Source organism: Sphingobacterium bambusae (assembly GCF_033955345.1).
Taxonomy (GTDB): domain Bacteria; phylum Bacteroidota; class Bacteroidia; order Sphingobacteriales; family Sphingobacteriaceae; genus Sphingobacterium; species Sphingobacterium bambusae.
This window is the reverse complement of the sequence record NZ_CP138332.1, coordinates 3,195,792-3,207,821: the sequence shown is the minus strand read 5'-3', so window position 1 is coordinate 3,207,821 and position 12,030 is coordinate 3,195,792. Positions and strand designations below refer to the sequence as shown.

The following is a 12,030-nucleotide window of genomic DNA, read 5'->3' as shown; positions in this document are numbered from 1 at the left end:
AGTATAACATATTTTTTAAACCAAAAGAACATTTACTATCAAGTTATTTCAAAATACACTTTCTTGCACATTCCAAACATGTAGTCAAGAGTACCGGAAAATTTATTTTTTTAACTAAACAAACAAATGAAAAACCGGCATATTGTTCCAAAAATTAGGATTTACCCCCCTTTAATACCTATTTTTAATGCAGCTAAAAAAAGCAACCATACGATTATGAAGATTTTATCCCTACTATTTTGTTGCACCTTATTCTACTGCTGTCACAGCGATGTACAAAAAAAGCCTACTCCGCTCAAAAATTCCATCGAAGAGATTGTCAAACAAATTGGAAATCCCCATCTATCTACGACTTTTATCAATTTGACGGATTACGGAGCTGTTGGCGACTCCCTGATCGATAACAAACCCGCCTTTGATAAGGCTATGCAAGCATGTCAAGAAAAAGGAGGAGGAAGGATCATCGTCCCAGCCGGTGTTTACCTTATCAACGGCCCCATACATATGGTCGACAACAGCTGTATTGACCTGCAAAAAGGAGCCAAGCTAGTCTTCGGAACGCACGCGGAGGATTATCTCCCCGTTGTGCCCACTAGCTGGGAAGGAACACTGCTTTACAACTATAGCCCATTGATCTATGCATATAAAGTAAAAAATGTGGCAATCATCGGTGAGGGTACGATCGATGGGAATGGCAAAGATGGATTTAGCCAGTGGTACGATAAGCAAAAGCCCGCACAACGGAAAACTCGAGAGATGAACCACCAAGATACACCTGTCGAAGAGCGTATCTTTGGATCAGGCTATTTTTTACGCCCACAACTTATCCAATTTTACCAATGTCAAAACATTCTCGTGGAAGGCGTCACCATAGCAAATTCCCCTTTTTGGTGCGTACACTTCTTAAAGTCGGAAAACATCATAGCGCGAAAAGTGAAATTCAATGCATTCAACAAAAACAATGATGGTTTTGATCCAGAGTATTCGAAAAATATACTAATCGAAGACATCGATTTCAACAATGCCGATGACAATGTCGCCATCAAGGCTGGTCGCGATCACGAAGGTAGGAAAATCGGCATCAGCTCAGCAAATATTGTGATACGAAACTGCCGCTTTAAAGGGCTACATGGTGTGGCAATAGGAAGCGAGATGTCTGCAGGTGTCGAAAACGTATATGTAGAGAACTGCGCTGCTTCCGGCTATTGCAAAAGAGGCATCTACTTGAAATCAAATCCCGACAGAGGGGGCTTTATCCGTAATATCCACATCGATAATGTCCGTTTTGGGGAAGTGGAAGATGCCTTGTTTATCACATCCTACTACCATGGTGAAGGCAAAGGATATGCAACAGACATCCATAACATATTCGTGAGCAACTTTTATTGCAAGAGAGCCAGCAATGCCGGATTAGCTATTCAAGGATTCCCGACAAAAAAGGTAAGGGACATACACTTCTCCAACACAAAAATAGATTCCTGTAAAACAGCGATCAGTCTTAGCCATACGGAAAATATCGTATTCAACGACGTCATTATTGGCGAAGAAATAAAAGTACCATCTGCAGTCAAATAGCGCATAAAGATTAAAAAAAGTAGCCCCATTGATAGGGCTACTTTCGAAACATCTCCTAGAGGCCGTTATTCGGTATACGAATCTTTATCGAAAAAATAGTTACAGTTGGCATGCGTGCGCAGAATCGTCGCGGGCCAGTCTGTACTTATGGCACCATGCACAGCTTGAGCTACAGCTTCGCGCTTGTGCTTGCCCACAACCACACAGAATAGGGCATCTGCTTGAAGCAGCGTTGGGATGGTCAATGTCAGCGCAGTAGCAGGAACATCGTCCAAAGTTGCAAAGCAGCCGTCATTTACTTGCTGTTGCCGACATACCAAATCCAACTCAACCTCCTTAATTACCTGATCATCATCGAAATCGGCAACCGGCGGATCATTAAAAGCCAAGTGACCATTCTCTCCAATACCCAAACACACCAGATCAATCGGTGCAGCAGTAATCGCAGCCGTCACCCGCTGTATCTCTTCATTAATATCACCTTCGGCACTTATCGTGTATTTAGCACCAAGTGTCACCTTAGAAAAAAGTCTATCTTCGAGATAAGAAGCAAATAACTGCGGACTCCCTACAGGAAGTCCGATATATTCATCCATATTAAAAGCCACGACGTTTTCCCAAACGATTTTCGTCGACTGGGAAAGGTAATCTAACAGATAGTCTTGTGATGGCGCTGCAGCAAAGATCATCCGAACTTCTTTCTGCTGCTTTTGTAGTAAAACAAGATGCTCCTCAACTGCACGCCCTGCTGCTTGCCCCGCTTCCTTTGCCGTCAAGAAAACATGGATGTTATCATACAATACTGACATATTTCTTTTTTTCTATTTAATGTATTCAACCTTTTCAATAATCATTTCCTGTTCTTTCTTATCGGAAGGGGTTTGCCCGCGAAACAGCCATAGGTTTATCCGTAGCCGCTCATCCGTATCGGGCGGAATATTAGCACCAGTATAACGCCATTGCCGAATCAGATTATCAGGTGTTACCGTCGCCGAATGCCCCTGCAGACTAAAGAAATCGATATAAGTGGGTTGCCAATCAAACGAATGCGTCGATTGCTCCCCTGTCAACTCGAGGTTATAGCGCACTTTATTTCCTGCGCGTTCGGATGGCTGCACCGCAAACTGGGAATCCATATTATCCGGGTCAGACCATTTGGAGAATTCGATATCAATCTCCTCCTCATCTGTTCGGTAGGTGAACAAGCCGCCCACGACATTTTGATCCAACTTACTGACGTCGCTGGCTACATAAAAAATATATTTACCGTAGCCCAAACTTTGCCGCAACAGCAGCCCCGAACAATACCACAAGCCGCCCTTCTGCACAATCTTTAAATGGAGGCGCCCTTGCTCGTCAACCCAAACATTATCCTCCGAATCGGAGAACAAGTTGGGACCTGGTCCCTCCTTGCTTGCCCCTGTCTTGCGCACTAACCAGTCAAACCCTGAAAAGGAGATAATCCGATCGGTAGGCGTGGGGAGCTCTTCATCATCCAGGCCCGTGGATGAGGAGCATGCGCCGAGCAAGCTTAACAAACAACATACTCGGATCACATGTAAGAAAGAAAATTGTTCTAAAAACATACTATTGCACATTAATCGTTATTTGAATATCCTCTAGCAGCGCACCCGCACGATCACGCGCAGAAAGCACCAGACGATCTGCCCCACTTTGCACACCATCGTGGATAAACAACAAGTTGTTAAGATCGATATCCGCCTGTGTAAATCGTGCTCCGGCCCGCAGGGTACTTGCCCCACGAATCAACCATCCGCTTTGCGGTACCTCATCAATCGTATAGATGATATCGCTAGCCGCAGCGCCATCGATCTTCAACAGCTCATCACTGAAAACAAAAACCCCTCCACTGCTTACGGAAATATCATTCTTCGTCACGATTTGCAGGTTGCTAAGTCCTGAGGCAAGCGTCGCGATCAGCATAGGCGGATTCAAGGTAGGGTGCTCTTTGGACGCGATATCATTGGTTTCATCGGCTCCTGCCGCCCCTTCCAACATGAACGAGACACGTCCTGCTGTCGTGCGCGCTTTGTAATAATCCGTAATATCAAAATTAAAGGTGGACACCTTCGAAGTGATGATACTTGCAATAGGACTTCCCTGCGGAAAAACAGCATTGTTAAATCGCAAGCTAGATTCCGACCAGGTGGTGCTCGGCGACTCGTACAAACCCAAAGGCACGCCCTTCGCATGGGTAAACGAAACGGCGAGCTGCAGCTTCATGTCAGTCACCACACCTTCTTTAGAAAAATCATCTAGATCAAACATCATAAAGGCTTTCCGATCATAATCGCCGTTGCCGGTGAGATGTTTCACGCGGAGCAGCTGGTTGCTACCAAAATTGACAGCCGACTCAAATCCACCGTTCACGAATGCATCAGCAATGGGATAGATGGTATCCTGCACCAGATCCGGATTTGGCGCATTCGTATCTCCCGTTGGAACGGCATAGTAAACCACCGCGTTCACCATATGAATGACCCCATTGGTGGGCTCGAGGTTTGAAGTTGTTATCTGCCATTGTATACTGGTTCCTTCATTAATCAGTCCTATAAACGTACTGGTATGCGATAGATACATGACCTGACCGTTTTCTGTAGGATAAGCAATGGGACGATTGGCCGGCATCAGCTGCGGATCGGTAAAAATCACCCTTGCATTGACAATATGATAACGCAGCAGGTTGCGCAAGATAGGTAATGGCACATCAGAAACCGATGTGTAAGCATTGCTGCGCAAGTAGGCTCGGAAAGCCCGGTTGTTTGGAATGACAAACGTACGTGGATCGGCAGCGCTGTATAAATCCTGCAAACCGGCATAGCTAATCGCTTCTTGCAGGATACTCAAGGAGTCATTAGACTGGATATATTCCAAAGCAGAGACACCGAGCTTACCATCAACACCGGAAGGTTGATAGGTAAAATCTTCCTGAATCTCGCATCCGACCAGCAGAAACAACAGGCCGAAGCAACAGGAAACCAATCGAGTTATATTTTTTAGATAATGCATAATCATAAAATTTAGCAAACAAAGCCGTTGCTTCGCTTATTTGTAAAAGTCGTTTTGTTCGAGGTTTGGATTTCTATTGATGGCATCCTCATGTATCGGCCAAAAAATATTCCGTGCATCGGAAAGACCATTGATAGGCTGCATGGTTGCAATGGCGCGGCCTGTCCGCACGAGATCGAACCAGCGATGACCTTCGAAACAGAGCTCAATCGATCGCTCGTGTAGCACCGTTGCAACTAAATCACCATAAAGGCTGTTAGCCGTCGCCAAATCGAGTTCCGTAAGGCCGGCACGACGACGAATGCTATTGAGCAAGGGAAGCGCTAGATCGGCCTGGTTTAAGTTGGCGTGAGCCTCAGCCTTAAGCAGCATTATATCCGCCAAGCGCAGCAACACAATGTTATTTGATGAGGGATCTGCACTCTCGTCATTGAACCCTTCACCGAAGAATTTCCATATTTTACGGGGTTGCGCCTGTGTGGTATCCCATATGCTAGCACGTCGCAGATCACCATCCTCAAAAGAGTTACGGAACGCTTCACTCGGCACATAATCCGGATCGGACCCCAAAGCATATAGCACACGAAGGGAATTGGTTTGCACTTCGTTGTAGCCAACTTCGAATATACTCTCCGAACTGAGCCCAGCTGCAAAGATATCATTCCAAGCGCTCATGGCTACCAACGAGTATAGGGAGTTATCCAGCACGCGGTCGGCCGACGCTATCGCTTCGGTATATTTCTTACGCCACATATACACCTGTGTGAGCAGCGCATCTGCCGCTCCTCTCGTGATCAACACCCGATTGCGCTCTCCTCCGTAGCTCGCCGCACAGTTTGCAGAGGCAAAGAGCAGGTCTTCCTCAATCTGATCCAACACCGCTTCGCTCGCCGCTTTTGACACGAAAAGCTCCTGATCAATACTTTCGTAAGGCTCCAGCACCAAAGGCACATCGCCCCAGACACGTACCAGGTAAAAATAAGCAAGAGCACGGAGCGCACGCGACTGCCCCAATAATTGGTTACGCAAGGCACTATCCTCTCCTTCGAAAACCGTGGGCACATATTTGATGGCATAGTTTGCTCTGCTGATGATCACATACAGATTATCCCACCTCGCGGAGGTAATAATCGGCGTGAGCAGGTTCTGCTGCAAAGCAAAAGGGTCGCCGGCGTGGTTGGTCTGCACCGCATCCGCCCTTCCTTCGCCCCAATAGGCAAAATTGAGCCTAAAGGCCGACTGCACCCCACTGTAAATACCATAAACCCCGACCTGTGCATCGCTGGCAGTCTTGTAAAATCCGCCAGCAGAAAAACTACTGATCGGGTCTTTATCTAAAATCGAATCGGCACAGGAGCAGAGCATCACGATGCCCATACATCCGATAATACGTATTGCTAATTTTTTCATCTTCATTTTTTTTAGGTAGTTCCTTCCGGCACTCGGCATGTTAACAACCGCTCGCCGTTCCTTTTTTTGTATCCTACTATTTCTCATGTCGAATTGCTTTTAAAGGCCTATGTTCAATCCGAAAATAAAGGTCCGGCTCTGTGGATAAGAGCCTTCGTCAATCCCTACACGAAGACCCGAATAGGAATTGACATCCGGATCAAACCCGGTGTATCGCGTCCAAGTAATGAGGTTCGTTGCCGTAACAAAAGCGTCGACCTTACGCAGCCCTATGCGTTGCACCAGTGAAGAGGCAAATGTATAGCGGAAGTTGACATTCTTGAGTTTGATGTAGGAACCATCTTCCACCCAGCGGCTCTGTACACGGCTATCCGACTGCCTAGGATCATCTCGAACAGGCTTCGGAAAGTTAGTAACATCTCCCTGCTGCCGCCATCTTGTCAAGGCATCTGTCGACAGATTGTTGTAGCGGACAACGGAATTACGCTGGTGATTTATTTCGCTATATATATCATTGCCTGTAGCAAACTGAAAGAAAACATTCAACGAAAAGTTTTTATAGCTAAAATCGTTGGATATACCCCCAAAAAACTTAGGTTCTGCATAACCGATAATCTGCCTATCATCCTGATTGATGATATTGTCTCCATTGAGGTCGTGCCATATCGGGTCACCCCCTTGAAAAGCAGGACCCGAGGCGCCGTGGGTAACACTATTAACATTATCTTGATCAGAAGCGTAGACACCATCAAAACGCCAACCGTAGAACACACCGATAGGTAGGCCTTCTTGCAAGATATGATAGGTACCATTTTGAATATAGCCGTTGGTCAAGAGATTTTCGGGAAGGGAAGTCACCTTGTTCCTGTTCAAACTGATATTGAGGTTTGTGCCCCAACTAAACTTGCCCTGTAGGTTTTTGCTGCTCAGTAAAAATTCAGCACCTCTATTTTGTATAGAACCTATATTCTGCGTAATATAGCTGAAACCCGTCGTGTTTGGGATAGGCACATTGTACAAGAGATCCTTCGTGTTCTTCACATAGAAATCGGCATTCAATATCAAGCGGTTGGACAGAAAGGCAAGGTCGATACCGGCATTATACTGCGTGGTTGTTTCCCAAGTAAGCGCAGCATTGGGCATCACGGTTGGAACAGCTCCTGCGAAGTCCAAATAATTTCCGTCCAAACTAAATTCACCCTGTGCCGTATAATCGCCAATAGCTTCATTACCGGTCATCCCCGCACTGAAGCGCAACTTACCGTCACTCAGAAAACTCAGGTTGTTGATACCCGCCTCTTCGGAAAAGCGCCAGCCAACCGAAGCCGAAGGAAAATAACCGAAGCGCTGGTCGCGTCCGAAGCGAGAGGAGCCATCTGCGCGTAGGTTGACCTCGGCTAAATACCGAGACATATAATCGTAGGACACACGGCCAAAATAGGATAGCATGGCATGCTCCGAAGCAACATTCACTCCCTGGTTTGATATCACGCCTGCGGCATTCAGGGTACGGATGTTATCACTCGGAAAAAACATCCCATCCAGTCCTGTACGATCATAGCGCCATTGCTGAAAACTCATCCCGGCCACGGCACCAACATTGTGCCCCTCACCGAAGGTTTTATTATAGCTAAAGTAACTTTCATTACCCCAAGTCAGGTTTCCGGTAGAACGCACCGCTCCTGTATTGTAACCTTCCCGATAATCGAGCGTCGATGGCATAAACTCATCTTCCTTCATAGCGGTATAGTCAAAATTCAGGTTACTTCGGAATTTAAGGTCTTTTATAATTTTGTATTCCAAATATTGGCTACCGATTAGGCGATTACTTTTGTTCAGGTGTGTGGCATACAATGCAATACCGACAGGATTTCGACGACCAAGTGAATAGCCGTTTAAGGATCCATCGGGAAGATACATCGACATAATCGGCGGGCGAACGAGCAGTTCACGGATCACGCTGAGATTGCCGACACCACCGGCATTGATGCGGTTGTTTGTAGCGTTGGTAAACGATATGCTCTGCCCCACGGTGAGTTTGTCCGAAATATCAAAGTCCACGTTTAGGCGCGAGGTGATCCGCTTGTAATTTGAATTTAGGATGATACCATCTTGATCCAAGTAGGATGAGCTCCAAGCGTATCGGGTACTTTTATTGCCTCCACGCACCGAAAGATCCACTTTGTACTGTCCAGCAGGGCGCATAAGCTCTTCCTGCCAATCGACATCGCCATTGTTCATCGGGTTGAGCGAATCAATAATGGTATAATAAGGCTCTTCCGTTGTGCCCAAGTTGGTATAAGAATCCAAGATGAGCTGCCGGTACTGGCTTGCGTTGAGGACGCTGAGCTTCCTTGTAATCGCGCTTACGCCCGAGGTGACATTCAAGTTGACCTCCGCTTTCCCCTCGGCACCACGTTTGGTGGTAATCATCACCACCCCGTTCGCCGCACGCGATCCATAGATTGCCGTGGAAGCTGCATCCTTCAATATTTCGATGGAAGCTATATCCGTAGGGTTAAGATCGGCTAAGGGATTCAGTCCGAAATTTTCCGAACCATTGAGCGAGGACATCGAATTAGATTCTATAGGAATACCGTCCACCACAAAAAGCGGATTGTTCCCAGAATTCAAGGAAGAATTTCCACGCACTCGGATCGTCATCTCGCCGCCCGGCGCCCCGGAATTGGACGTCACCTGCACACCAGCAGCACGTCCCTGCAAAATAGAAATAGGATCTTGCAGGGTTGTTTTCTCAATTTCGTCTGCACCAACCGACACCACTGACCCCGTTAAGTTCCGCTTTTTCTGCTGCCCATAACCCACAACCACCATTTCCTCCAACACATTTGTGGACGGTTTTAACATGATGTTAATTGTTTGCTGCTGCCCGATGGTCACATCCTGCGCGACGTATCCAATCAAGGCCACATTAACCACCTCTCCTGCCTGCACACCTACAAGCGAGAAACGTCCACCTTCGCCGGTGCTCGTCCCACGACTGGTTCCCTTCACAAAAACACTCACGCCAAGTAGCGGCCGCCCACTGTCAGCATCCGTCACTTGGCCGGTGACCGTTCGCGTTTGCGCGAAAACATGATTAAACAACAAGAGATTTAAAACAAGAAAGACACAAACTCTTTCTAAAATCCTATTTCGTCTAGAAATAGGGTAAGCTCGGCTAGTAAGTACATTCATAACGTAAAAGATTTCAGGTTTTGTAATCCGTAGTATTCGTATAACCAAATGTAATATATTGCAACAATTTATGCAAATGATTGCATAAAAAATTATGAGCATTTAATTTTAAAAAACATAATCTAAAATCAACAAAAATAAGCCTATACAAGATTAAACCCTTAAAAATTAAAATATCAAGATAACGATATTGATGCGATAAAAAATTCTTTTTATGCAAACGTTTGTTACAAATAAATGGAGAAAAAGACAATTACTGGCGTACAGTAACGTAAAACGCAGATAAAACGAAAGAATCGGTAAAGATATCGCGTGGCCGGCTAAACGTAAACTAAAAGAATAATCCTATATTAGAGGCAAATTAAACGCTATACCACTTGTTATAGAGGAAGGGCAAGGCTAAGCAACGACTTATTTTCAGGGAACATGAAGCACAAAAAAGCTACACGCATTACCATCAAGGATCTCGCGCAAGAACTAAACTTATCCACTTCTACCATTTCGAGAGCATTGGCAGGCCATCCAGGCATCAGTGACCAAACGAAAGAACTTGTAAATGGGATGGCAGATAAACTGGGCTTTGCACCAAACTCTATAGCCTCAAGTTTCAGGAGCAAGAAAACGAAAGCAATAGGCGTGATTGTTCCTCGTATCGACATAGACTTTCATTCTCGAGTCATCAGCGGCATTGAAGAATTTGCATATAAAAGTGGCTACCATGTCACCATATTTCAATCGCAAGACTCCTACAAACGAGAAAAAGAGATTGTTAAAATATTACAGACCAAAATGGTAGAAGGCATTATCGTATGCTTGGCCATGGAAACGAAAAACTACGATCACTTCAAGAAATTGCTGAAGTCAAAAATCCCCCTGGTTTTCTACGATCGAACGCCCGACACGTTCGAAACCAACAAAGTCATGATCAACGACTTTGAATCGGCCTACCTAGCGACCGAGCACCTGATACAACAGGGAAAAACAAGACTTGCCCACATTGCCGGCAATCAATCTACGGGCATTTTCAGAAAACGACTGGAAGGCTTCAAGGCAGCGATCAGCGCCCATGGGCTTCCTATTTACGAAGAGCTTATCGTAGAGGCCCAGCACCTAAGCTATCAAGAGGGCGTAGACTGCGCGGTAAAAATCCTGTCCACTTCATTAAATCCGGACGGAGTCTTTTGCGCAAACGATTATACCGCAGCAGCGGTTATTCAGACACTGAACAAGAAAGATATAGCTATTCCAAAAGAAGTCGCTGTGGTAGGATTCAGTAATTATCCTATTTCCATGATCGTGGAACCACACATTACAACCATTAACGACCGCGCTTTCCAGATGGGAGAAGCCACTGGCAGGTTGCTGATTCAACAGATCGAGGAGAATGAAATCGATGTGATCGATTATCAGGTTATCACGCTAAAGACCGAACTTATCGTCCGCGAATCGACTATGGAACAGTAGTATTTACCGCTAGGTCTGGACTACATTTTTATCTTTCGCCAAGCGACTAACTTATAGCCACGAAAGGCATAAAAGATCAAGTAAACATAGCAGGGAACCAATACCCAGTAGGCCATTTTCAGCCCATAGACATCTGCGAAATAACCATATAGCAAGGGCATGATGGCATTTCCGCAAAGCGCCATAATGAGCAGTGAAGCTCCGATCTTGAGGAAACGCCCCAGGTTGGACAAGGCTAGCGGCCAAACACCGGCCCAAATCATGGAATTGGCAAAACCTAACAACACCACAAACCAAACGGATATCGATGTCTCGTGGCCTAAAACAGCGACACGCCCGTTTGAAAAAATAACCAGAAAACTAAACATTAATCCCGCAATTGTGCAAACCTTCAAGGCCAGCAACTGACTGATGAAGCGAGGCACACAGAGTATTCCCAACATGTATCCGATAATGGTCGCGCTGAGCGTATAAGACGGAAAAACCTTGGCCTCCAAAAAAGGAACACCTGTTGAAGACACATAATTAATGATGCTGTCTACCGCGATGACCTGTGATCCCACATGAAAGAAAATTGCCACACTCCCCAAGACAAGATGCGGAAAATCCAATACCGTTTTCTTGCCGGCATTCGACGAGGAAAGCTGCTCATCCTCGGTATCCGTATCGATTTCTGGCAATGGTGAAAACCGTACAAAAATCCCCAACAAGAGGAGAACAACAGCCACAATCGCATACGGCAACATCACCCGGGCAATAAGCGCATCCAAGGCATGCTCTTTGACTAGCCCCTCCATGGTTTTCAGTTGTTCAAACAGCGCATTATCCGTTGGCTTTAACACTGCAGCAGCAAACAACAAAGGCGCCACGATACCTGCAAACTTATTACATATCCCCATAACGCTAAAGCGTTGCGCAGCCCGCTCTTTATCGCCAAGCACCGTAATATATGGATTTGCAGCAGTTTGTAAGATCGCGAGGCCGACACCCAACGTGAAAAGGCCTGCAAGAAACAGGCCGTAGGTACGGCCGAGCGCCGCCGGCACAAACAACGCAGCACCAATTGCCATAACCCAAAATCCATACATTATCCCCCGTTTGAATCCAATCCGCTTCAGTATGTAGCCCGCGGGCAGCGACATTACTAAATATGCAATGTAAAAGGCGAAAGCAACGAGGTAGGATTCAAAATTATTGAGCTCACAAGCGATCTTGAAGTAGGGTATCAGAATGGCATTTATCCAAGTAACAAAACCAAAAATAAAAAACAACAATCCAATTATGGCAATAGATATAACGGTGTCTTTCCTGCTTAACGATGCTGCCGTAACGACGACTTGTTGCTGTTTCATT

General features: G+C 45.9%; 8 protein-coding genes. 2 read left to right on the top strand and 6 right to left on the bottom strand.

From position 1 onward, the window contains the following. The first annotated feature begins 216 nt into the window (after window positions 1-216). The gene (locus SCB77_RS13340) at window positions 217-1,575 is read left to right on the top strand and encodes a glycoside hydrolase family 28 protein (RefSeq protein ID WP_320182502.1); all 1,359 of its coding nucleotides are present in this window, start codon (window positions 217-219) and stop codon (window positions 1,573-1,575) included. 65 nt (window positions 1,576-1,640) lie between these two features. Here the strand turns inward: SCB77_RS13340 and SCB77_RS13335 are convergent, their stop codons facing one another. The 5 genes from SCB77_RS13335 to SCB77_RS13315 all read right to left on the bottom strand — a co-directional run bounded on the left by SCB77_RS13335 (window position 1,641) and on the right by SCB77_RS13315 (window position 9,126). Then, on the bottom strand, window positions 1,641-2,384 hold the full coding sequence (locus SCB77_RS13335) for a 6-phosphogluconolactonase (protein WP_320182501.1): 744 nt from the start codon (window positions 2,382-2,384) through the stop codon (window positions 1,641-1,643). A 12-nt stretch (window positions 2,385-2,396) separates the two neighbouring features. Continuing rightward, window positions 2,397-3,161, bottom strand: coding sequence for a glycoside hydrolase family 16 protein (locus tag SCB77_RS13330; RefSeq protein WP_320182500.1), 765 nt, complete (start codon window positions 3,159-3,161; stop codon window positions 2,397-2,399). A gap of 1 nt (window position 3,162) precedes the next feature. After that, window positions 3,163-4,605, bottom strand: a complete 1,443-nt coding sequence (locus SCB77_RS13325; protein ID WP_320182499.1) for a CBM96 family carbohydrate-binding protein — start codon at window positions 4,603-4,605, stop codon at window positions 3,163-3,165. A 36-nt stretch (window positions 4,606-4,641) separates the two neighbouring features. Next, window positions 4,642-6,015, bottom strand: coding sequence for a RagB/SusD family nutrient uptake outer membrane protein (locus SCB77_RS13320; protein ID WP_320182498.1), 1,374 nt, complete (start codon window positions 6,013-6,015; stop codon window positions 4,642-4,644). A 99-nt stretch (window positions 6,016-6,114) separates the two neighbouring features. Then, a complete protein-coding gene (locus SCB77_RS13315) occupies window positions 6,115-9,126 on the bottom strand; it encodes a SusC/RagA family TonB-linked outer membrane protein (protein ID WP_320182497.1) in 3,012 nt (1,003 codons plus the stop codon). A 513-nt stretch (window positions 9,127-9,639) separates the two neighbouring features. On the opposite strand from SCB77_RS13315, the gene SCB77_RS13310 reads away from it, so the two are divergent. Continuing rightward, window positions 9,640-10,677: a LacI family DNA-binding transcriptional regulator gene (locus SCB77_RS13310; RefSeq protein ID WP_320182496.1), complete on the top strand. Its 1,038-nt coding sequence runs from the start codon at window positions 9,640-9,642 to the stop codon at window positions 10,675-10,677. 20 nt (window positions 10,678-10,697) lie between these two features. Here SCB77_RS13310 and SCB77_RS13305 read toward each other — a convergent pair whose 3' ends face one another. Beyond that, window positions 10,698-12,029, bottom strand: a complete 1,332-nt coding sequence (locus SCB77_RS13305; RefSeq protein ID WP_320182495.1) for a sugar MFS transporter — start codon at window positions 12,027-12,029, stop codon at window positions 10,698-10,700. Between the last annotated feature and the right edge of the window lies 1 nt (window position 12,030).

Bases quoted from the DNA above. Each gene is read 5' to 3' on its own strand.
- SCB77_RS13340 (WP_320182502.1), top strand. From the start codon at position 217: ATGAAGATTTTATCCCTACTATTTTGTTGCACCTTATTCTACTGCTGT.
- SCB77_RS13335 (WP_320182501.1), bottom strand. From the start codon at position 2,384: ATGTCAGTATTGTATGATAACATCCATGTTTTCTTGACGGCAAAGGAA.
- SCB77_RS13330 (WP_320182500.1), bottom strand. From the start codon at position 3,161: ATGTTTTTAGAACAATTTTCTTTCTTACATGTGATCCGAGTATGTTGT.
- SCB77_RS13325 (WP_320182499.1), bottom strand. From the start codon at position 4,605: ATGCATTATCTAAAAAATATAACTCGATTGGTTTCCTGTTGCTTCGGC.
- SCB77_RS13320 (WP_320182498.1), bottom strand. From the start codon at position 6,015: ATGAAAAAATTAGCAATACGTATTATCGGATGTATGGGCATCGTGATG.
- SCB77_RS13310 (WP_320182496.1), top strand. From the start codon at position 9,640: ATGAAGCACAAAAAAGCTACACGCATTACCATCAAGGATCTCGCGCAA.
- SCB77_RS13305 (WP_320182495.1), bottom strand. From the start codon at position 12,029: ATGAAACAGCAACAAGTCGTCGTTACGGCAGCATCGTTAAGCAGGAAA.